Genomic DNA, 21,500 nt, shown 5'->3' with positions numbered 1-21,500 from the left:
CCCCATGAACGCCGAAGACCCGCTCTTCATCCTCTACACCTCCGGCTCCACGGGCAAACCCAAGGGCGTGGTGCACACCACCGGCGGCTACCTCACCTACGCCGCGCTCACCCATGAGGTCAGCTTCGATTACCACGAGGGCGACATCTACTGGTGCACGGCGGATGTCGGCTGGGTCACCGGCCACACCTACATCGTCTACGGCCCGCTCGCGAACGGCGCGACCACGCTGATGTTTGAGGGTGTGCCCACCTATCCCAATGCCTCGCGCTTCTGGGAAGTGGTCGAGAAGCACAAGGTCGCCCAGTTCTACACCGCCCCCACCGCCATCCGCGCGCTGATGGGCCAGGGCGACGACTACGTGACCAAGTGCGACCTGAGCAGCCTCAAGCTCCTCGGCACCGTCGGTGAGCCGATCAATCCCGAGGCCTGGAACTGGTACAACGACGTGGTCGGCAAGGGCAAATGCCCCATCGTCGACACCTGGTGGCAAACCGAAACGGGCGGCCACATGATGACCCCCCTGCCCGGCGCGCACGCCACCAAGCCCGGCGCCGCGATGAAGCCCTTCTTCGGGGTGCAACCCGTGGTGCTGGAGCCAACGAGCGGCGAAGAAATCCACGAAAGCCCCACAGAGGGCGTGCTGGCCATCAAGGACAGCTGGCCGGGCCAGATGCGCACCGTCTGGGGCGACCATGACCGCTTCGAGAAAACCTACTTCTCCGACTACAAGGGCTACTATTTCTCCGGCGACGGCTGCCGCCGCGATGCCGATGGCGACTACTGGATCACCGGCCGCGTCGATGATGTCATCAACGTCTCGGGCCACCGCATGGGCACCGCCGAGGTCGAAAGCGCGCTTGTCGCCCACGCCAAGGTGGCCGAGGCCGCCGTGGTGGGCTATCCGCACGAGATCAAGGGCCAGGGCATCTACTGCTACGTCACCCTGATGAACGGCGAGGAGCCCTCGGAGGAGCTCAAGAAGGAACTCCGCACCTGGGTCCGCACCGAGATCGGCCCCATCGCTTCGCCCGACCTCATCCAATGGGCCCCCGGCCTGCCAAAAACCCGCTCCGGCAAGATCATGCGCCGCATCCTGCGCAAGATCGCCGAAAACGACTACGGCGCCCTCGGCGACACCTCCACCCTGGCGGACCCTTCCGTGGTCGACGACCTCATCGAGAACCGCGCCAACAAGTAGGGTGGGCAATCTGGCCACCACCCCAAACACAAGAAGGCCGGGCCCAGCGCCCGGCCTTTCTTCATCTCAACGCCTGACGCATCCCCCCTCCCGCTCGGCAACCCCGCAGTCGTAGACTGGCATCTGTCTCTGGAGACGCACCTTCAGCATCAAACAGAGTTGGCGCTCACTATGACGCAAGGGATTGGTTTGCGGGACGAAGCTGCCGTATGCAAAATCGCTTCAATCGCGGACTTCGATCCGCAACCCACCGCCAACTCCAGGCAGCGCCTTGGCGAGATCTGAGTGAAACTCGTGCAGTTCCCATGCGGGCACCGCTCTTAGGGAAACACCCTGTGCAGCTTCCTTTGTGCAGAATGGTGGATAAGCATGGATCAATTGTCCATCCGCCAAACTGCCATGTTCTTCTTGGAATTGCAGAAGGGGCTCCATGGATAGGAAGTCGATCGGGTTGGAGTTTGCGCTTCTGATGAAATCCCCAACTGACAAACCTGTAGCATCGACCTCACCAGTTTCAGCTGAAAGGCGGAGAACCTCTTGGCTGCGCAGGAGAAATTGGTCGCCGACACAGTCTTCAGCGAACGGGATCCAAGATTGGTCTACAGTCGAAAATAGATCACTGATCGATCTGGGTCCCAGCCAGGCCCGACGCAGAGAGTGCCACTCGGGCCCGGCACAAGCGCCGCGAACGTGCAGACCACCACCAAACTGAATGAAGCCGTTTAACGAGTCGAGAAGCCCCGCAAGGCTCTCTGGCAATTGCTCCAAGAGCTCATGGTCATCTAACGGCGGACCCTGAAAGGTTACATGGCTCAATTCCATCCGAAGACCTTAGTTGTGATGTGGCGAACAGCCTGCGGCAAGGCACATACGCATGCATGTCAACATGGGCTCAAAGCGGCCACCCGTCCCAACCATCCTCACCGCAGACCCGACATCCAATCCGCATACAGAATTGACCCCTACCCCGGCAGCCGCCCCTCAAGCACGTAACGCAGCATCTGCGCCACCTGCTCGGGCCGCTCCGCCACCGCCAGCGCCGCCGCGTCCACCTCTTTCAAGGCGTGCTGATGCTCCGCCCCGTGCAGCACGATCAGCGACTTGCCCAGCGCGGCGGCCATGCCTGCGTCAAAGGCCGCGTTCCACTGCTTATACTTCTCGCCAAAGCGCACAACCACCACATCGGCCTGCTCGATGCCCCGCCGCGTGCGGATCGCGTTCAGCTTGGCCCCCTTGTGGTCGTGCCAGAACTTGCTGTCCTCAGCGCCCAGAATGGCCACGCCGCAATCGTCGCTCGCCGCGTGGTCCGTCACCGGCGCGCTGAAGGCCACGTCCAGCCCCGCGCAGCCCGCGACGATCTCTTCGCGCCAATCCGTGTGGATCTCTCCCGAAAGGTAAACCTTCAATGTCATCTCTGCCTCCCTATCCGGCCAGCGTGACCATGCCCCAGAACAGCACCGCCGAAAGCACAGCGGCAGCAGGGACGGTGATGATCCACGCGGCAATGATCGTCATGAAATGCGAGCGCCGCACCAGCTTCCGACGGCGACGTTCCTCCGCGCCATGCAGCGGACGGTCGGGCAACGTGCCGCGCGACCTTCTCAGCCGCCGCTCATAGTCCCACTCCCGGAAGAACCCCACGCCAAAGACCCCGCCCACGGCGATATGGGTCGATGACACCGGCAGCCCCAGCCAGCTTGCCACGATCACCGTGATCGCGGCGGAGAGCGCCACGCAATAGGCCCGCATCGGGTTCAGCTTGGTGATCTGGCTGCCCACCATCCGGATCAGCTTGGGGCCGAACAGGAACAAGCCAAAGCTGATGCCCAGCGCCCCGATCACCATCACCCAATAGGGGATGGCCACCGCATGGGTGAAATCCCCGGTGCCCAGCGCCTGCACGATGGCCGCCAGCGGGCCGACGGCATTGGCCACGTCATTGGCGCCATGGGCAAAGCTGAGCAGCGCGGCGGAGACGATGAGCGGAATGCCGAAGAGCACCTTCAGCGAGCGGTTGCGGTTTTCCAGCCCTTCCGACTGTCGGCGGATGACCGGGATCATCACCAGCCAGATCAGCACGGCCACCACGAGGCCCGCGCCCAGCGCTGAGAGCAGGTCGATCTTGATGAGCTTCTTGATGCCCTTCAGCGCGATATAGCTGGCAAAAGCCCCGCCCATGATGCCCACCAGCACCGGCACCCATCGGCGGGCAGCGGCGATCTTGTCATCGACGTAGATGATGTTGGACTTGATGAACCACAGGAAGCCCGCAGCGATCACGCCGCCGAGCACGGGCGAAATCACCCAGCTTGCGGCAATCGCGCCCATGGTGCCCCAGCTCACGGCGGCAAAGCCGGCCGCGGCGATGCCTGCGCCCATCACGCCGCCCACAACGCTGTGGGTGGTCGAAACCGGGGCACCGACCCAGGTGGCCAGGTTCACCCAGAGCGCGGAAGAAAGCAGCGCCGCCATCATCGCCCAGACGAAGACGGTGGCAGAGCCCATGCTCTGGGGGTCGATGATCCCCTTGGCGATGGTGCTCACCACATCGCCCCCTGCAATCAGGGCACCGGCGCTCTCGAAAACAGCGGCAATGGCAATGGCCCCGCCCATGGTCAGCGCGTTCGCGCCCACCGCCGGCCCCATGTTATTGGCCACGTCGTTGGCGCCGATGTTCAGCGCCATATAAGCGCCGAAGACGGCGGCGATGATGACGATGAAGCTGCTGGTCGTCTGTCCGAAAACAAGCGCGGCCACGAGCCCGGCCAGCACCACGAAGACGAAGGCAATGCCATAGCCCACCATCGGCCGCGCAACATATCCCGTCGCAAGCTCCAGGTTGGAGATGCGGCCAAGATCGCGGTCCAGCGTCTCCAGATGGCTGGCGTCATAGTCGGATTCTGACACAGGCGGCCTCCCTCCCCCAATTGCATTGGAGGGTGTTCTTCCCGCAGGCGCTCATGGTGTCAACCGGCCAGGCGGGTCAAAGCGCGCGCAAAATGTCCTGCAATTCCGGTTCCCGCACCATGTTGGCCGCCTCATCGGGGCTCACCCACATGCGCTTGCGCTCGCTGGCCTCGGGGAAGTCGGCGGCCAGCTCTTCTACCGGAACCGGATACACCAGCGTTTCCACCGGCCCGCCCCAACCGTTATCATGGGTCTTTTCGTAGGTGTAGCGGCCAATCGCCTTCTTGGGCACTGCGCGGCTGCGCACCCCGGCCTCTTCCCAGGCTTCCTGAAGCGCCGCCCCGGCAGAATCCTTGCCCCGCATCGGCCACCCCTTGGGGATGATCCAGCGGCCGGTTCCCCGGCTTGTGACGAGCAAAACCTCTTTCTCTCCGCCAGTCCGACGATAGCACAGAGCAGCCACCTGCAAGCGCGGGGGGCGCTGCAGCATGGGCCGCAAGAATTCGTCCCAAGCGAGACGGACGTGTCGGATCATCGTGAACCTGCCGATATTCTTTTTTACCTTTGGTTACTTAGATAGGGCATTGGTTAACAAATTGCAAAGTTTTGCAGGGGTATCAGCGCCCCACCTGCTTGACAGCGCATCATCCCGGCCCTCTTTTGACTCACATGTTAACCATCCCCGCCCGCCACAGATGAGTGCGCAGCACAACCGTGCATGGCTTCTGGTGCTGCCCGCCGCCGCGGTGATGGGCTTCGTCGCGGTGCTGCCGCTTCTGACAGTGCTCAACTACTCCTTCCACGACATCTTCACGCTCGAAAGCCGCTACTGGATCGGGCTGGAATGGTATGAAGAGATCATCACCTCTTCCCGCTTCTGGGCCAGCCTCGGGCGCTCCGCGCTGTTCTCGGCCATCGTGCTCTCGATCCAGGTGCCACTGGGCATCGCCGTGGCGCTTCTGCTGCGCGGCACCCGGCATCCCACGCTCTACCTCATGGCGCTGGCCCTGCCGCTCGTCGTGCCGTGGAACATGATCCCCGGAATGTGGCTCTCGCTGGTGTCCCCGTCCGGGCTCCTCGGCACCCCGCTTGCCGCCGTGGGGTTCGATTACAAGTTCACCGCGCTCCACACCTGGGCCCTCATCGTGACGATGGACACATGGCACTGGCTCGGCCTCGTGGTGATCCTGTCCTACGCCGGGCTCTCCGCCATCCCCCAGCCCTACTACCGCGCGGCAGAAATCGACGGCGCCTCCCGCGCCGCCATCTTCCGCCATATCGAGCTGCCCAAGATCGCCGGGGCGCTGGCCATCGTTCTGCTGCTGCGCTTCGTCGACAGCTTCATGATCTACACCGAGGCCTTCCGCATAAACGCAGGCGGGCCGCAAGGCGCCACAACCTTCCTCTCGCTCGACCTCGGCGAAGAGATTAACGGCTTCTCCTACGGCTCTGCGGCAGCGAGGGCGATGACCTACTTCCTTATCGTCATCACAGTCGTCTGGGCCTTCGTGCAGGTCACCCGCCGCCGCGAGGCCAGCGCATGAGCCGCGCCCCTCGCATGCTCGCGCTGGCCGCCCTGCTGCTTTTCATCGCCCTGCCGCTGGTGCAAACCGTGGTGCTCTCCTTCACCGCCACCCTGCCCCTTGACGGGGTGGAGCCCGGCCAGTTCACCCTGCTGAACTACGCCAACATCTTCCAATCGCCCGCTCTCGTCGCTTCCATCGGCAACAGCTTCCTCTACGTCTCGCTCAACGTCGCGCTCTGCCTCGCCGCCGGCCTGCCCGCAGCCTATGCCTTCTCACGCTACCGCTTCACCGGCGACAAGCACCTGCTCTTTGCAATGCTCGCCTTCCGCGTCACCCCGCCCGTGGTACTCTCGCTGCCCATCTTCATCCTGTTTTCCAAGTTGGGGCTGGTGAACTCGCCGGTCGGCATCGCCCTGGTCCACTGCGTCTTCAACCTGCCTGTGGCGATCTGGATATTGGAAAGCTTCATCTCCGCCGTGCCCCACGAGTTCGACGAAACCGCCTTTCTCGATGGCCAGTCCCTGCCCGGCTTCTTCTTCTCCAAGCTGATCCCGGCCATCGCGCCCGGCATCGGCGTGGCGGCCTTCTTCTGTTTCATCTTCTCTTGGGTCGAGGTTGTGTTCGCCCGCATCCTCACCGGCACCGGCGGCAAGCCGATCACCATGGCGATCAACGCGCTGTTTTCCTTCCGCACTGATATCGGCCTCGTCATGGCGATGACGGTGGTCTCCCTCCTGCCCGGCGTGCTGATGATCGTCTTCGTCCGCCGCCACATCGCCCGGGGATTCGTAATCCGCACCTGAGGTCCGACCGCCCGCGGCATTAACCATCAAGTCATTTTTGCAGGCGGCGTTAACGTCTTGCCTACCCTCATGAAGATATCGTGTCAGCCATGGGGTCCGTCAACTTCAGGAGCTTGAAACGATGAGTATGGTAAGGCTCGACACGCAAGGCCAGCCGTCACAGTCCCTTGCCCTCCCGGCGCAGGTGCTGGCCGCACGCCACCGGCAAAACTCGGTGGCCCCGCAATCAACCGATATCCGCCCGCCCGAGAAAGCCGAGGCTTCGGCGAAAACCGGGCTCGACACCGCCCGCGAGGAGGCCGTCGGCCCAGATGGCGAGCGCCGCCCGCCGCCGCCGCTGAAGGAATATGCCCGCATCCCCACTGCGATGACGGCCGAGATCCTGCGCCTTCAGGAAGAGGCGATGGAAAAGGCGCAGGAGGCGACCGAAGCCGAAGGCCAGGCCGAAACCGCGCGCGCCGCCGCCGCCCAGGCCGAGAAGGCCGAGGATGCCGCCCGCGCCGCAGAGGCCAGCGCCGCACAGGCCCAGAGCGCCAGCGCAGGGCCAGAGTCCACCGCGCCCGCAGCTCAGCCCGTCGCGCCCGGCCTCGCCGCAGGCCTTACCGCGGTGAACGGAGCCGCGACAGGCGCCAGCACGCTCGACCATCAGGCCTGACGCGCCGCGGGCATCAGCCGCCGCACCAGCCAAGCTCTTGCCCATGAAGCCGGGGCCAGCACCCTGCACCCCTCGGCCAACCTGGCTATGGCGTCACGCATCCTTCACTTTGCCGATCCGCCGACGGCTGTTAGACTTGTCTCGCATTTAAGCACCAATCCATCGCCCTAACCGCGAGACATCTCATGACCGCCCCTGACTGGCTGCAACACATCAAATGGAGTGCGCCACACCGCCTCTCCGACCTCATCGCCGACATGAGCCTGATCTCCACCGTTGAAGGCTTCTACGCCTTCAACCTCGATCCCGGCCCGCTGCAAATCGGCCGCGTCCTCTATATCGGCGAAACCCAGCAGGCTGGCGGCCTCCGGTCCCGCCTGCGCGCCTATCTTCCGGTCGATCCGACAAAGAGCCGCGAAAAGCACTCCGGCGCGCTCTGGATTCACTGGCACCGCATCAAGGACAGCCTCGGCCCCGACGCCCTCACAGCCCCTTGGTCCGAGATTTCCCCCAACGCCAAGCCCACGAACGACAGCAAGATTTACCTGCGTTGGTCCGGCTGGGAGAGCGGGCGGCAGGATCGGCAGGCGGTGGAAACCGGCCTGATGCAATACTACCAGGCGTGGTACAACAAGCGGCAGATGAAGAAGGAAATCGGGCTGGAAACCATCTGATACCCCTGCCCGCAAAGCAAACGGGGCGCCCGAAGGCGCCCCGCGTCATTCTCGATCCAACGTCAGCTTACTGAAGCGCCGCGTCGGTGATATCCAGCGTGTAGGCGCCCTCGGGCTCCTTGGTGATAACCGGGTCCGAGCCGCCGCCGAGCAGCGTCTGCACCGTGCGCTCGTAGTCGGCCACGTCCAGCGCGCCGTTCGAACCGGCGGTCAGCTTGGCGATCTCGTCCATCATCCGCACCTGGTGCTTCTCGGTCTGTGCACCGGTCTGGTCGTTGTCGAGCACGATCATCGCCGCCTCTTCCGGGTTCTCCTCGGCCCACTTCCAGCCCTTCATCGAGGCCCGCACGAAGCGCTGCATCTTGTCCTTGAAGGCGTCGTCGGCGAGGTTTTCTTCCATCACGTAAAGCCCGTCTTCCAGCGTGGCCACGCCCTGATCTTCATACTTGAAGGTCACCAGCTCTTCTTCCGGGATGCCCGCGTCGATCACCTGCCAGTATTCATTGTAGGTCATCGTCGAGATGCAATCGGCCTGCTTCTGAATCAGCGGGTCGACGTTGAAGCCCTGCTTGAGCACCTCCACGCCATCCTCGCCGCCTTCGGTCGGAATGCCCAGCGTGCTCATCCAGCTCAGGAACGGGTATTCGTTGCCAAAGAACCAGACGCCAAGCGTCTTGCCCGGAAACTGGTCAGGCCCTTCGATGCCGGTCTCCTTCAGGCAGGTCAGCATCATGCCAGAGCTCTTGAACGGCTGGGCGATGTTGACCAGCGGCAGGCCCTTCTCCCGCGCGGCCAGCGCGGCGGGCATCCACTCGACGATCACGTCGGCCCCGCCGCCCGCGATCACCTGCGTCGGCGCAATGTCCGGCCCGCCGGGCTTGATCGTCACGTTCAGGTCTTCCTCTTCATAGAAGCCCTGATCGGCGGCCACGTAATAGCCCGCAAACTGCGCCTGGGTCACCCACTTGAGTTGCAAGGTCACGTCATCGGCGGCCTGCGCCGCCCCTGCGGCCAGCGCCAGCCCGGCGCTGAGTACGATCTTCTTCATGGTCACTCTCCTTGTTGGTCTTGGTTCATGCGCTCTCCGGCGCGGTTATTCCTCCCACTCACCCCACCCTCTGGCTGGGATGCCAGAAGGTCACGAGTTTCTCGATCATCGCCACGATGCCATAAAACGCGGTGCCCACAAGGGCGGCCACGGCGATCTCGGCCCAGACGAGATCAATCGCCAGCCGCCCCACGCCGGTGGAAATCCGAAAGCCCATGCCCTTGATCGGCGAGCCGAAGTACTCCGCCACGATGGCCCCGATGAGCGCCAGCGTGGTGGCAATCTTCAGCCCGTTGAACACGAAGGGCATGGCCGCCGGAAGCCGCAGCTTCACCAATGTCTGCCAATAGCTCGCTGCATAGGTACGCATCAGATCCTTCTGCATCGCATCCGCCTCGCGCAGCCCCTGCACCACGTTCACCAGCACCGGGAAGAAGACCATCACCACCACCACTGCCGCCTTCGAATGCCAATCGAAGCCGAACCAGCTCACGAGGATCGGGGCAATGCCAACGATGGGCAGCGCCGCCACGAAATTGCCTATGGGCAGCAGACCAGCCGTCAGAAAGGCGCTCCGGTCAATTGCCAGCGCGGTCAGAAAGGCCGCACCACAGCCCATGGCATAGCCCGAAAGCGCGCCTTTCAAGACCGTCTGCACAAAGTCGACCCAGAGCACATCGGTCGAGTTGGCGAAGGTGGCGGCAATGTCGGTCGGGGCGGGCAGGATCACCGGGTTCACCTCGAGTCCGCGCACCAGCCCTTGCCACAGCACCAGCAACGTCAGGCCGAAAATGAGCGGGACCGCCACCCGAACTGCGCGGCTCCCGTGCCAGGGCGAGCGGGCCAAGGCCACGTTCACCGCCCAGGCCACCGCCCAGAACAGAAGAGCGCCCACAATCCAGCTCATCGCGCCATCCCCATCGCCCGCAGCACCACCGTCTGGAGGCCCCCGATCACCACCACCAGCACACCGGCAAGGCAGGTGGCTGCAATCAGCGCGGCCCAGATCGCCAGCGGCGTGCCGAACTGGTCGCCAATCAGAATGCGGGCACCCAGCCCGTTGATCGCCCCGGTCGGCAGCTCGCCGACGATGGTGCCCACCAGCGCGGCGGCAATGGCCACCTTCAGCGAGGTGAAGAGATAGGGCATCGAGGCCGGCAGCCGCAACTTGAAGAAGCTCTGCGCCGCGCTGGCGTTATAGGTTTTGAGCAGGTCAAGCTGCTGCGGGCCCGGCGCGTTCAGCCCCTTCACCATACCCACCAGCACCGGGAAGTAGCACAGGTAGGCCGAGATGATCGCCTTGGGCACGCCCCGCCCCTCGATACCGACCGCGTTGGAAAGCACGATGATCATCGGCGCCAGTGCAACGATCGGGATGGTCTGGCTGACGATGGCCCAGGGCATCAGGCTCATCTCCGACACCCGGCTGTAGGTGATCGCGACCGCGCCCAGAATGCCCAGAGTGACCCCCAGCGCAAAGCCCGTAAGCGTGGTGCGCAATGTCACCCAACCATGGTAGATGAACGAGCGCTTCGACATCGCCCGCCCCTTGATGGCCATCTCCCCGGTCACCGACCACAGCTCCGCCGCCACCTGATGCGGCGCGGGCACCCGTGGGCGGGTCTGGTTCATCGTCGCCTTGAAGAGTTCCCCGGTCGACAGCGTCTGCTCCGCGCGCTCCGCCTGCTGCAACGCCCAGGGCATGTTCATCCGCCACGCGCCGAGATACCAGATGCCGACGATCACGGCGAGAACGGTCAGAACAGGCAGCGCGCGTTTCATTAATTTACCAAGCCATGCGCCATACGCATATGTATGGGTTGTGCATAGGATGTGCATGGGTTGTGGCCCATGTCTTCTGATTGGTTAATCATCGTCGGAATGCCCCGCTCTCAGCCCTTCGCGCACCCTGTGGGCCACTTCAATAAACTCCTTCGAGTCTCTGATTTCCAAGGGTCTTTCCGGCGGAAGCGGGCTTTCGATCACGTCGCTGATCCGGCCCGGGCGCGGGCTCATCACCACGATCTTGGTTGAGAGATAGACCGCTTCGGGTATCGAATGGGTAACGAAGCCGATTGTCTTCTGCGTCCGCTTCCACAGCGCCAGCAATTGCTCGTTCAAATGGTCGCGCACGATCTCGTCGAGCGCCCCAAAGGGTTCATCCATAAGCAGAATATCGGCATCGAAGGCCAGCGCCCGCGCAATCGAGGCACGCTGCTGCATCCCCCCCGAAAGCTGCCAGGGGTACTTGCCCCCAAAGCCTTCAAGATCAACCAGTTGCAGCACTTTGTTCACCCGCGCCTCACGCTCCTCGCGCGAAAACCCCATGATCTCCAGCGGCAGCTTGATGTTGCCCGCAATCGTGCGCCACGGATAAAGCCCCGCCGCCTGAAAGACATAGCCGTAAGCCCTTGATCTGCGGGCCTCCTCCGGGGTCAGCCCGTTCACTGTAAGGCTGCCGCCGGTGGGTTGCTCGAGGGCCGCGATACAGCGCAGGAAGGTCGTCTTCCCGCAGCCCGACGGGCCGATGAAGCTGACGAAATCCCCCTTTTCGATATCGAGCGATACCCCCTTGAGGGCATGCACCGGGCCGTCCTTCGTCTGAAACGTCAGATCGAGATCGCGGGCGCTTATCACGCTTTGGTCCACCGGTATTCCTTCTGTTATTGCAGCCGTTTGCGCCGTCGTCACACCCCTGTCGCCGGGATGCCGCTGCGCTCCACAGGGCGGGGGGCGGTGAGCTCCTTCCAGGTCGAGAGCGCCTTGTTAACCGTTGCGTTGGGCTCGCGTGCTACAAAGGCGCCGTGGCCTTCTTTGGTGCGCATCTCGCCGTCATGCACCGCCACATGGCCACGCGTCAGGGTAAACCGGGGCAGCCCCTTCACGTGCTGACCCTCGAACACGTTGTAATCAATCGCCGATTGCTGGCTTCCGGCAGTGATCGTCTTTTCTTTTGTCGGGTCCCACACCACGATGTCGGCATCCGCCCCAACGAGAATTGCACCTTTTTTCGGGTAGCAATTCAATATCTTGGCAATGTTCGTTGAAGTGACGGCGACAAATTCGTTGGGGGTAAGCCGCCCGGTTTCCACGCCGTGGGTCCAAAGCATCGGCATCCGGTCTTCAAGGCCCCCGGTGCCATTCGGGATCTTCGAGAAGTCGCCCACCCCGTAGCGCTTCTGTTCGGTGGTGAAGGCGCAATGGTCAGTCGCCACGACCGAAAGCGTACCAGCCTGAAGCCCCGCCCAGAGGCTGTCCTGGTGCTTCTTGTTGCGAAACGGCGGAGACATCACCCGCCGCGCCGCATGGTCCCAGTCGGCGTTGAAGTATTCGCTCTCATCCAGCGTCAGATGCTGGATAAGCGGCTCGCCCCATACGCGCTTGCCATTCTGCTTGGCCCGCCGGATCGCCTCATGTGCCTCCTCGCAAGAGGTGTGCACCACGTACAGTGGCACACCTGCCATATCGGCGATCATGATGGCTCGGTTGGTTGCCTCGCCCTCCACCTGGGAGGGCCGCGAATAGGCATGCGCCTCGGGCCCGGTGTTGCCCTCGGCCAGCAGCTTGGCTGTCAGTTCGGCCACCACATCGCCGTTCTCGGCATGGACCATCGCCGTGGCCCCCAGTTCGGCCAGCCGCTGGAACGACGAATACATCTCGTCATCGTTCACCATCAGCGCGCCCTTGTAGGCCATGAAATGCTTGAAGGTGTTGATTCCACGGTCCTTTACAACCGTCTCCATCTCGTTGAACACCTGCTCCCCCCACCATGTCACCGCCATGTGGAAAGAGTAATCGCAGTTCGCGCGGGTGCTCTTGTTGTCCCACCGCTTCAGCGCGTCCAGCAGGCTCTCGCCGGGGTTCGGCAGGGCGAAATCCACCACCATCGTGGTGCCCCCCGCCAGCGCTGCGCGGGTGCCGCTCTCGAAGTCGTCGCTGGAATAGGTGCCCATGAAGGGCATCTCCAGATGGGTGTGCGGATCAATCCCGCCGGGCATCACGTAGCAGCCCGTGGCATCCAGCACCTCGTCGCCCTTGAGGTCTTTGCCGATCTCCACGATCTGCCCGCCCTCGACCAGAACATCGGCCTCATAGCTCAGGTCCGCGGTCACCACCGTGCCGCCCTTGATGACTGTGCTCATGGTCTAACTCCCCGTTTTAGTTGCAGGACTTCCCGCCTGCCGTAATTTCATGGCTCTTCAGCAGCAGCCTGATGCCGCGTGCCTTGCTGTCTTCGCAGACCGCGTCCCAATCCAGCCCCGCGTCATCGTATTCCACCGCCAGCACGTCTTTGCCCGCGTCCAGATAGGGCTTCAGTTCGTCACAGAAGTCGTAGGCATAGCATTCCTCGACCATCATGAAGTCCATTTGCCCCACGAGATCCGGCACCAGTTCCGGGGCGTTTTTCTGTGCAACTTCAAGCCCCTGCTCCTTGGCGAACATCGCCAACGCGCGGATGTAGCTCAGCGCATCATCGCGTGTCAGCTCAAAGCCCGAGGCGTTGTCATACACATCCATGTTGTCCATCTCGACAGCCATGAAGCCCCGCGCCGCGCAATCCGAGATCCGCGCGCGCATGATTTCACCCACCTTGGCGTTGCGAATGTCGACATAGCGCTCATCAGGCCAATCCCCCAGCGGCTCGCCCAGCGCCTCTTGCGGAAACGCGTCCTTGTCGTCGCGGTATTCCTCCCACGATCCGATGGAGACATAACACACCGGTTTCACCCCGCGCGCCCGCAGCCCCATGATCGTGTCGCGATCATGGTCGTCCTTGTCCAGCGCCAGGACTTTGACATCAATATCAAGGTTGTAAGGGTGGGTGAGCTGCCAATCCCAATAGGCCTGCTCGCCGCCCCCGATGATGAAGATGCCGAGCGCCGTGAGTGCCGTCGTAAGTGCCATTGTCTCCTCCTAGCCGATGCAATAGGGCTGCCCGTCAAAGCCCGCGTCGCGCATCTCCTGTGTCGTCACCGGATAGATCGCGCCTTCGTAGAAGATGTAATAGCACGCATCCCGCACCACGATCTGATCAAGCCGCACATCGGCGGGCACAGCGGCCATCACTGCTTCGGGAATGGGCTGATCTGCCACCACGTAGCCCGCTGGCAAGTTCCCTGTTGTAGTTTGGCAGGCCGCGATAAACGCCACCAAAATCAGCGCCTTCTTCATTCAGTGATCCCCGCGGTCTCGACCACCGCGTGAAACAGCACATCCGCCCCGGCGGTGGCCCATTCCTTGCTGATCTCCTCGGCTTCGTTGTGGCTGAGGCCGTCCACGCAGGGGCACATTACCATCGCCGTGGGGTAGAGGTCATTGATCCAGCAGGCATCGTGGCCCGCGCCCGATACGATATCCATATGGCTGTAACCCAGCCGCTCGGCGGCATCGCGCACCGCCTTAACGCAGCCTTCGTCGAAGGCGGGCGGGTCGAACTGACCGACGATCTCGGCGGAAAACTCCACGCCGATATCGGCGCAGAGCTTGGGCGCCTTCTCCATCAGCTCGTCCACCATCGCATTCAGCTTGTCGAGCAGGTGTGTGCGCATATCGACGGTGAACACCGCCTTACCGGGGATGATGTTGCGTGAGTTCGGGTAGATGTCGATATGGCCGATCGCACCAACCGCATTGGGCTGATTTTTCATCGCGATTCCATGCACAAGCTCGGTCACCAGCGCCAGCCCGCGCCCCGCGTTCTTGCGCATGTGCATCGGCGTCGATCCGGTGTGGCTCTCCTTTCCCGTCACCGTGCACTCGATCCAGCGCAGCCCCTGCCCGTGAGTGACAACTCCAATATCCCTCCCCTCGGCCTCCAGGATCGGGCCCTGCTCGATGTGCAACTCGAAAAGGGCGTGCATCTTGCGGTCGCCCACCTTCTCCTCGCCCTTCCAGCCGATCCGCTCCAGCTCGTCGCCAAAGCGCTTGCCCTTGGCATCCACCCGGTCATTGGCCCACTCCAGAGTGTGCTTGCCGGCGAACACGCCAGAGGCCAGCATGGCCGGGGCGAAACGGGTGCCCTCCTCGTTGGTCCAGTTCACCACCACGATGGGGTGCTTCGTCTTGATATCCATGTCGTTGAGCGAGCGGACGATTTCCAGCCCGCCGAGCACGCCCAGCACGCCATCATACTTGCCGCCCGTGGGCTGGGTATCGAGGTGAGAGCCCACGTAAACCGGCAGCGCCTCCGGGTCGGTGCCCTCGCGGCGGGCAAACATGTTGCCGATCTCGTCTACACCCATGGTCATCCCCGCAGCTTCGCACCAGCTCTGAAATAGCGTGCGGCCCTCGGCGTCTTCATCGGTCAGCGTCTGGCGGTTGTTTCCCCCCGCCACGCCGGGGCCGATTTTGGCCATTTCCATGAGGCTGTCCCACAGCCTGTCTCCATTGATCCTGAGATTTTCTCCTGGGGCGGCCATGGGCTCTCCTCGGGTCTTCCTGTCGGTCGGCGCAGCCGTGCCGAGCCTCGCTCGCCCGGCACTCGCACCTTGTTGTTTGACCAAATGGTCAGGAAGACGCTACCACTCTAACAACACGGGTCAAGAAAATGCGCCGGATGGCTGCCTTGGCGCCATGGAATTTTAAGCACGGGCCGCAGGAAGCGGCTGCATTTTGAGCGCTCGGGAAACGCGCGGTGGAGAGGATAGGATTTTGGCAGCCAAAGGCACCAGGCCGCGCACGCGCATCCAGCAGAAAAACACCTCCGCCATACTCGACGCCGCGCTCGATGTGTTCTCGGCCAACGGCTTTCGTGGCGCCACGGTGGACCAGATCGCCAAGGCTGCGGGCCTCTCTAAGCCCAACCTGCTCTACTACTTTCCCTCGAAGGAGGCGATGCACCAAACCCTGCTCGCCGGGCTGCTGGACACCTGGCTTGCCCCCCTCCGCGCCCTCGACCCTGAAGGCGACCCGGTTGAAGAGATCCTGTCTTACGCGGGTCGCAAGCTGGAGATGAGCCGCGAGATGCCGCGTGAAAGCCGGCTCTTCGCCAACGAGGTGCTACAGGGCGCACCCAATCTCGAGGGGGTTCTGAAAGCGCATCTCAAGCCGTTGGTGGATGAAAAGGCCGCCGTCATCGCGGGGTGGAGCGCCGATGGCCGACTTGCTCCGCTGCATCCCTACCACCTGATCTTTTCGATCTGGGCGCTGACTCAGCACTATGCCGATTTTGACGTGCAGGTGCGCACCGTGCTTCCCGAAATAGAAGCGGGAGACCCCTTTCCGGAGGCCTCCCGCCACATCGAAACGATGTTTCGCAAGATGCTCGAGCCCGGCGGGTGATCAGCCGCTGTAGCTCCACTTGAAGCCATTGCCCACCTTCGTCAGCGGCAGCATCGGGAAGTAGAGCGCCTCGTAGGACTTTGGGCGATAATCGCACACCAGCCGGCCTTTGGCATCGCGTACGAAGCAATAAACCCCGTTCTTGTCTTTCCAGGCCACACCACCGGCGGCGGCGATGGTCATTGCCGTGATATGGTTGTTCGAAGCCCAGTAGCTATAATCGTCGGTGCCCAGGATGGAGGCGCGGAACTCCGCAGGCTCTTTCTGACGGACTTCTTCGACAAGGGTGGCGGTATGGTCGTCAACCGCAGCCTTGACGACCCCGGTGACAATCGCCGGGACGGCCATGATCGCTCCTGCCACCACGCCTGCCACACCGGCGCCGTAGATGACAGTGTCGCCCGCATCCGGGCCGGTGCCCGTTGCGATCCAAACCGCGGGCTGCACGACGAGGCCTGCGACCCCGCCCCTGACGCCGCCGCCCAGTGCACGGCTCACGCCTTCGGATGTGACGGTGACGAGAACGTTGGTGATAGAGTTGTCTGCACTCATGAGTTGGCTCTCCAATGATCTGTTCTACAAAAATGGTCGGGCGCGCGAGGCAATTGCCCGGTCAGCTGGCTCCCGCGCCTTGAAATGCATGGCGCAGATTCACGACATCTAGGTAATGAGGCGTCCCGCGTTGATCAATACCCGAGATGCGGCAAGCCCTACTCCGCCGCCTTTACTGCGCCGGGGTTGTTGGGGTGGGTCGTCCAGTTGGCATAGTCGCCCACCTTTTGCCCCGTACGCGGGTCGGTCGCGCCTTTCGGCAATTGCTCCATCGTGATGCAACCTTCGACGGGGCAAACGTTGACGCAAAGGTTGCAGGCCACGCATTCTTCATCGATCACCTCGAAAGTGCGATCTTCGCTCATGCTGATCGCCTGGTGCGAAGTGTCTTCGCACGCGGCATAGCAGCGGCCGCACTTGATGCAATCGTCCTGGCTGATCCGCGCCTTGGTGACGTAGTTGAGGTTGAGGTGCTGCCAATCGGTGACGCTGGGCACCGCCATGCCGATGAAGTCGGCGGTGGAGGTGTAGCCCTTTTCATCCATCCAGCTCGAGAGCCCCGAGATCATCTCCTGCACCACGCGGAAACCATAGGTCATCGCGGCGGTGCACACCTGCACATTGCCGCAGCCAAGGGCCATGAACTCCGCCGCATCGCGCCACGTCGTCACTCCGCCGATACCGCTGATCGGCAGGCCGTGGGTTTCCGGGTTGCGGGCGATCTCGCTGACCATCGACAGGGCAATCGGCTTCACCGCCGGGCCGCAATAGCCGCCGTGCGATCCCTTGCCGTCAATCGTGGGCTGGGGTGCCATCAGGTCGAGGTCGACCGAGGTGATGGAGTTGATGGTGTTGATGAGAGAAACCGCGTCCGCCCCGCCCAGCTTGGCCGCCGTGGCGGGTTTGCGGATGTCGGTGATGTTGGGCGTCAGCTTCACGATCACCGGCTTGGAATAGTACTTCTTGCACCACTCGGCGACCATCTGAATGTACTCGGGCACCTGCCCCACCGCCGAGCCCATTCCGCGCTCGCTCATCCCATGCGGGCAGCCGAAGTTCAGCTCGATCCCGTCGGCGCCAGTCTCTTCCACCAGCGGCAGGATCGCCTTCCAGCTCTCCTCCTCGCAGGGCACCATGATGGAGACAATCACCGCCCTGTCCGGATAATCGGCCTTCACCCGTTTGATCTCTTCGAGGTTGGTGTAAAGGTCGCGGTCGGTGATCAGCTCGATGTTGTTGAGGCCCAGCAAACGCCTGTCGGCCCCGTAGATCGCGCCGTAGCGCGGGCCGTTGACGTTCACCACCGGCGGGCCTTCCTCGCCCAGCGTCTTCCAGACTACGCCGCCCCAGCCGGCTTCGAAGGCACGGCGGACGTTGTATTCCTTGTCGGTCGGCGGCGCGGAGGCCAGCCAGAAGGGGTTGGGGCTCTTGATACCCAGAAAATCGGTCGTCAGGTCAGCCATGTCTCAGCCCTCCGTCAGCATCGTGTGCATGTCCTCGGCGGCGTCTCGGCCCTCGGCCACGGCTACCACCGTCAGGTCTTCCCCGGGAGTGCAGTCGCCACCTGCCCAGACACGCTCCAGATTGGTGCGGCCCGGCCCACTGACCTTGATCTTGCCATTCTCGATCTCGATCCGGGGTGAGGCGATATCCAGCTTCTGACCGATGGCCAGAAGCACTTGGTCAGCCTCCCGGCTGAACTCCTCCCCGGTGGTGGTCAGCTTGCCATCCGGCCCGGTCTCGGTGCGCACAAAGGTGATCTCCTCCGTCACAACCTGGCCGGCGATCCCGACTGGCGCGGCATTGGTGACAATGCTCACCCCGTTCTTCGCGGCGTGATCTTGCTCGAAGAGGCTCGCACCCATCGCGTCGCGGCCCCGCCGATAAACCATCGAAACACTCTCGGCACCCAGCATCTTGGCCTGCACTGCTGCATCCACCGCAGTCATCCCGCCGCCGACAACCACAACTTTCTTGCCGACAGGCAGCGCGGCCTTGTCATTGGCCTGGCGCAGACGCGCGATGAAGTCCACCGCGTCCTCGGTGTTGTCGAGCGTCTCCCCCGGCAGGCCGGGGCGGTTCACCCCGCCAAGGCCGACACCAATGAACACGGCGTCGAAATCCTCCTGAAGCTCGCGGATGGTGAATGCCTCGCCCAGCTTCACGCCGGTTTCCAGCTTGATGCCGCCGATACCCAGCAGCCAATCTACCTCACGCGCGGCAAAGTCATCCACCGTCTTGTAAGCGGCAATGCCGTATTCGTTCAGCCCGCCCGGCTTCTTGCGGGCGTCATAAAGCGTAACCTCATGGCCATGCATCGCCAGCCGATGCGCGCAGGCCAGCCCGGCAGGACCGGCGCCGACAACAGCTACACGCTTTCCGGTGGGAGCGGCACGGGTGTAGGGGTGGGTGTTGCCCGCCATCACCGTATCTGTCGCATAGCGCTGAAGCCGCCCGATCTCCACCGGGTCTTCTTCCGCCGTATTGCGCACGCAGGCTTCTTCGCACAGCGTCTCGGTGGGGCAAACCCGCGCGCACATGCCGCCAAGAATGTTCTGGTCAAAGATCGTGCGCCCTGCATCGCCGGGCTTTCCGCCCTGGATCTGGCGAATGAACAAAGGAATATCAATTGCCGTGGGGCAGGCCGTTACGCAGGGCGCATCATGGCAGAAGTAGCAACGATCGGCAGCAACGGCAGCCTCGTGATCGCCGAGCGGCGGGTGCATGTCGGTGAAGTTGGCGGCGATATCCTCGCCCGAAAGACGCCCGGGTTTCACCCCGCTTGCGTAACGCGTGTCGGTCATCGTGGCTTCCCTGCTGCAATGATCGTGTACCGAAAGGCTGGCACAGCAAGATTTTTTTATCAAACGGTAAATTTCTGACGGATCGCAAATCGGGGGTTCAAAGCGCTTGCGCTTTCACTTACGTGGCAAGGAGCGTATAAGCCTGCCCATAATTTGTGCCCGGCATGAACCGTGGCAGGCAGAAAGAGGACGGCATGAGTAAGACCCACGATGCAGACGTCGCCTTTATCCAGGCGCTTGCTGAACTGCTCCGGACGAATGACCTGACCGAACTTCAGGTAAAACGCGACTACGGCCAGGATGACAGCCTGAATGTGCGGGTCAGCCGCAAGATGGAACAGCAGGTGGTGCACACGGCCCCCGCCGCTGCGCCCGCACCGACCAGCGCCCCCGCAGCACCGGCCGCAAGCGCGCCAGCAAGCAACGCGAGTGAAACCGATGACCCGGCCCAAGCGCCCGGTGCCGTGACCTCGCCGATGGTCGGCACCGCCTACCTCCAGCCCGAGCCCGGCTCCCCTGCGTTCGTAAAGGTCGGAGACAAGGTGGAAGAAGGCCAGACCCTTCTGATCGTCGAAGCGATGAAGACGATGAACCAGATCCCCGCGCCACGTGGTGGCACGGTGAAGCGCATTCTTGTCGAAGACGGCGCGCCGGTGGAGTTCGGCGCCCCGCTGATGATCGTCGAGTAAGGCGCATGTTCGACAAGATCCTCATTGCCAATCGGGGCGAAATCGCACTGCGGGTCGTCCGTGCCTGCCGCGAGATGGGTATCCCTTCTGTTGCCGTACATTCCACCGCCGACAGCGACGCAATGCATGTGCGCATGGCCGACGAGGCCATATGCATCGGCCCGCCCTCCTCGGCCCAAAGTTACCTGAGCTTCCCGGCGATCATCTCGGCCTGCGAGATTTCCGGTGCCAACGCGATCCACCCGGGCTACGGCTTCCTGTCCGAAAACGCCAGTTTCGTGCAGATCGTCGAGGACCACGGCCTGACTTTCATCGGCCCCACCGCCGAGCACATCCGGATCATGGGTGACAAGATCACCGCCAAGGACACGATGAAAAAGCTTGGCGTGCCCTGCGTTCCCGGCTCCGACGGCGGCGTGCCCGATTACGAGACAGCGCAAAAAGTGGCCGAGGAAATTGGCTACCCCGTCATCATCAAGGCCACTGCAGGCGGCGGCGGGCGGGGGATGAAGCTGGCGAAAACCGCCAAGGATCTCGAAACAGCTTTCCGTACGGCCCGGTCCGAGGGCAAGAGCGCTTTCGGGAATGACGAGGTCTATATCGAGAAGTATCTCGGCAAGCCCCGGCACATCGAGGTGCAGGTTTTCGGCGACGGCAAGGGCAATGCGGTCCACCTCGGCGAGCGGGACTGCTCTTTGCAGCGGCGGCATCAGAAAGTGTTTGAGGAGGCCCCGGGCCCCGCTATCACTCCCGAGTTGCGCGCCCAGATCGGCAAGACCTGCGCCGAGGCCGTGGCCTCGATCAACTACGCCGGCGCGGGCACCATCGAGTTCCTGTATGAAGACGGCGAGTTCTACTTCATCGAGATGAACACTCGACTTCAGGTGGAGCATCCGGTGACCGAGCTTGTCTTCGGACAGGATCTCGTGCGCGAACAGATCCGCGTTGCGGCAGGCATGCCGCTCTCGTTCGGCCAGGATGATCTCAAGATCAACGGCCATGCCATCGAGGTGCGGATCAACGCCGAGAAGCTGCCCAACTTCTCCCCCTGCCCCGGGCGGATCACGCAGTTTCATGCGCCCGGCGGGCTAGGCGTGCGCATGGATTCCGCGCTTTACGACGGATACTCCATCCCGCCTTATTACGACAGCCTGATTGGCAAACTCATCGTCCATGGACGGGACCGGCCCGAGGCGCTGGCACGGCTCAACCGGGCGCTGGGTGAGTTGATCGTGGATGGCGTTGACACCACGGTTCCGCTCTTCCGCGCGCTGCTAGAAGAAGATGACGTGCTGAGCGGCGCCTATGACATTCACTGGCTGGAAGGCTGGCTCGAAACCAACCTTCAGGGCTGAGGCCT

23 protein-coding genes are annotated in these 21,500 nt (G+C 63.0%); 8 read left to right on the top strand and 15 right to left on the bottom strand.

Going from position 1 to position 21,500, the window contains the following annotated elements:
* A partial coding sequence (locus DYI42_RS02490; RefSeq protein WP_213544331.1) for an acetate--CoA ligase occupies positions 1-1,201 on the top strand: 1,201 nt, incomplete at its 5' end.
* 222 nt (positions 1,202-1,423) lie between these two features.
* Here DYI42_RS02490 and DYI42_RS02485 read toward each other — a convergent pair.
* The 4 genes from DYI42_RS02485 to DYI42_RS02470 form a co-directional block, all read right to left on the bottom strand.
* Positions 1,424-2,023 (bottom strand): hypothetical protein, encoded by a 600-nt coding sequence (locus DYI42_RS02485; protein ID WP_213544330.1) that lies wholly within the window; start codon positions 2,021-2,023, stop codon positions 1,424-1,426.
* 140 nt (positions 2,024-2,163) lie between these two features.
* Positions 2,164-2,613: a YtoQ family protein gene (locus DYI42_RS02480; protein WP_213544329.1), complete on the bottom strand. Its 450-nt coding sequence runs from the start codon at positions 2,611-2,613 to the stop codon at positions 2,164-2,166.
* Positions 2,614-2,623: 10 nt separating this feature from the next.
* A complete protein-coding gene (locus tag DYI42_RS02475; protein ID WP_213544328.1) occupies positions 2,624-4,108 on the bottom strand; it encodes an inorganic phosphate transporter in 1,485 nt (494 codons plus the stop codon).
* Positions 4,109-4,184: 76 nt separating this feature from the next.
* A complete protein-coding gene (locus DYI42_RS02470) occupies positions 4,185-4,598 on the bottom strand; it encodes an NUDIX hydrolase (RefSeq protein WP_342344594.1) in 414 nt (137 codons plus the stop codon).
* 205 nt (positions 4,599-4,803) lie between these two features.
* Between DYI42_RS02470 and DYI42_RS02465 the strand changes: the two genes are divergently transcribed.
* The 4 genes from DYI42_RS02465 (at position 4,804) to DYI42_RS02450 (ending at position 7,766) form a co-directional block, all read left to right on the top strand.
* Positions 4,804-5,652 carry a carbohydrate ABC transporter permease gene (locus DYI42_RS02465; protein ID WP_213544326.1) on the top strand — a complete coding sequence of 283 codons (849 nt, stop codon included), beginning with the start codon at positions 4,804-4,806 and terminating at the stop codon, positions 5,650-5,652.
* Positions 5,649-6,437, top strand: coding sequence for a carbohydrate ABC transporter permease (locus DYI42_RS02460; protein ID WP_213544325.1), 789 nt, complete (start codon positions 5,649-5,651; stop codon positions 6,435-6,437). Before DYI42_RS02465 ends, DYI42_RS02460 begins: the two co-directional genes overlap by 4 nt.
* A 121-nt stretch (positions 6,438-6,558) precedes the next feature.
* Complete coding sequence (locus tag DYI42_RS02455; protein ID WP_213544324.1) at positions 6,559-7,092, top strand: hypothetical protein; 534 nt, start codon at positions 6,559-6,561, stop codon at positions 7,090-7,092.
* Positions 7,093-7,277: 185 nt separating this feature from the next.
* The gene (locus tag DYI42_RS02450; RefSeq protein WP_213544323.1) at positions 7,278-7,766 is read left to right on the top strand and encodes a hypothetical protein; all 489 of its coding nucleotides are present in this window, start codon (positions 7,278-7,280) and stop codon (positions 7,764-7,766) included.
* A gap of 67 nt (positions 7,767-7,833) precedes the next feature.
* On the opposite strand, the gene DYI42_RS02445 is transcribed toward DYI42_RS02450, so the two are convergent.
* The 8 genes from DYI42_RS02445 to DYI42_RS02410 all read right to left on the bottom strand — a co-directional run bounded on the left by DYI42_RS02445 (position 7,834) and on the right by DYI42_RS02410 (position 15,233).
* A complete protein-coding gene (locus DYI42_RS02445; protein ID WP_213544322.1) occupies positions 7,834-8,814 on the bottom strand; it encodes an ABC transporter substrate-binding protein in 981 nt (326 codons plus the stop codon).
* Between the two features lie 58 nt (positions 8,815-8,872).
* A complete protein-coding gene (locus DYI42_RS02440) occupies positions 8,873-9,721 on the bottom strand; it encodes an ABC transporter permease (protein ID WP_213544321.1) in 849 nt (282 codons plus the stop codon).
* Positions 9,718-10,596, bottom strand: a complete 879-nt coding sequence (locus DYI42_RS02435) for an ABC transporter permease (RefSeq protein ID WP_213544320.1) — start codon at positions 10,594-10,596, stop codon at positions 9,718-9,720. Before DYI42_RS02435 ends, DYI42_RS02440 begins: the two co-directional genes overlap by 4 nt.
* 84 nt (positions 10,597-10,680) lie before the next feature.
* The gene (locus DYI42_RS02430) at positions 10,681-11,463 is read right to left on the bottom strand and encodes an ABC transporter ATP-binding protein (RefSeq protein ID WP_440870615.1); all 783 of its coding nucleotides are present in this window, start codon (positions 11,461-11,463) and stop codon (positions 10,681-10,683) included.
* A gap of 38 nt (positions 11,464-11,501) precedes the next feature.
* Entirely contained in the window at positions 11,502-12,956 is a 1,455-nt protein-coding gene (gene hydA, locus DYI42_RS02425) for a dihydropyrimidinase (RefSeq protein WP_213544319.1), read from the bottom strand.
* A 16-nt stretch (positions 12,957-12,972) separates the two neighbouring features.
* Positions 12,973-13,719: an endo alpha-1,4 polygalactosaminidase gene (locus tag DYI42_RS02420; RefSeq protein ID WP_213544318.1), complete on the bottom strand. Its 747-nt coding sequence runs from the start codon at positions 13,717-13,719 to the stop codon at positions 12,973-12,975.
* A gap of 9 nt (positions 13,720-13,728) precedes the next feature.
* Positions 13,729-13,986 carry a hypothetical protein gene (locus DYI42_RS02415; RefSeq protein WP_213544317.1) on the bottom strand — a complete coding sequence of 86 codons (258 nt, stop codon included), beginning with the start codon at positions 13,984-13,986 and terminating at the stop codon, positions 13,729-13,731.
* Entirely contained in the window at positions 13,983-15,233 is a 1,251-nt protein-coding gene (locus DYI42_RS02410; RefSeq protein WP_213544316.1) for a Zn-dependent hydrolase, read from the bottom strand. The genes DYI42_RS02415 and DYI42_RS02410 overlap by 4 nt, the downstream gene beginning before the upstream one ends.
* Before the next feature lie 232 nt (positions 15,234-15,465).
* Between DYI42_RS02410 and DYI42_RS02405 the strand changes: the two genes are divergently transcribed.
* Positions 15,466-16,095: a TetR family transcriptional regulator C-terminal domain-containing protein gene (locus DYI42_RS02405; RefSeq protein WP_213544315.1), complete on the top strand. Its 630-nt coding sequence runs from the start codon at positions 15,466-15,468 to the stop codon at positions 16,093-16,095.
* On the opposite strand, the gene DYI42_RS02400 is transcribed toward DYI42_RS02405, so the two are convergent.
* The 3 genes from DYI42_RS02400 to DYI42_RS02390 all read right to left on the bottom strand — a co-directional run bounded on the left by DYI42_RS02400 (position 16,096) and on the right by DYI42_RS02390 (position 19,451).
* Positions 16,096-16,647 (bottom strand): hypothetical protein, encoded by a 552-nt coding sequence (locus DYI42_RS02400; protein WP_213544314.1) that lies wholly within the window; start codon positions 16,645-16,647, stop codon positions 16,096-16,098.
* A gap of 158 nt (positions 16,648-16,805) precedes the next feature.
* Positions 16,806-18,110 carry an NAD-dependent dihydropyrimidine dehydrogenase subunit PreA gene (gene preA, locus DYI42_RS02395; protein ID WP_213544313.1) on the bottom strand — a complete coding sequence of 435 codons (1,305 nt, stop codon included), beginning with the start codon at positions 18,108-18,110 and terminating at the stop codon, positions 16,806-16,808.
* A gap of 3 nt (positions 18,111-18,113) precedes the next feature.
* Entirely contained in the window at positions 18,114-19,451 is a 1,338-nt protein-coding gene (locus DYI42_RS02390) for an NAD(P)-dependent oxidoreductase (protein ID WP_213544312.1), read from the bottom strand.
* Positions 19,452-19,645: 194 nt separating this feature from the next.
* Here DYI42_RS02390 and accB point away from each other — a divergent pair, with 194 nt between their 5' ends.
* Positions 19,646-20,140: an acetyl-CoA carboxylase biotin carboxyl carrier protein gene (gene accB, locus DYI42_RS02385; protein WP_213544311.1), complete on the top strand. Its 495-nt coding sequence runs from the start codon at positions 19,646-19,648 to the stop codon at positions 20,138-20,140.
* Between the two features lie 5 nt (positions 20,141-20,145).
* Positions 20,146-21,495 (top strand): acetyl-CoA carboxylase biotin carboxylase subunit, encoded by a 1,350-nt coding sequence (gene accC, locus DYI42_RS02380; protein ID WP_213544310.1) that lies wholly within the window; start codon positions 20,146-20,148, stop codon positions 21,493-21,495.
* The last annotated feature ends 5 nt before the right edge of the window (positions 21,496-21,500 follow it).

The sequence above is a fragment of the Vannielia litorea genome (assembly GCF_018424695.1).
Taxonomy (GTDB): Bacteria; Pseudomonadota; Alphaproteobacteria; order Rhodobacterales; family Rhodobacteraceae; genus Vannielia; species Vannielia litorea_A.
Note: the sequence above shows the minus strand (reverse complement) of the source record. Positions and strands in the feature narration are given on the sequence as shown.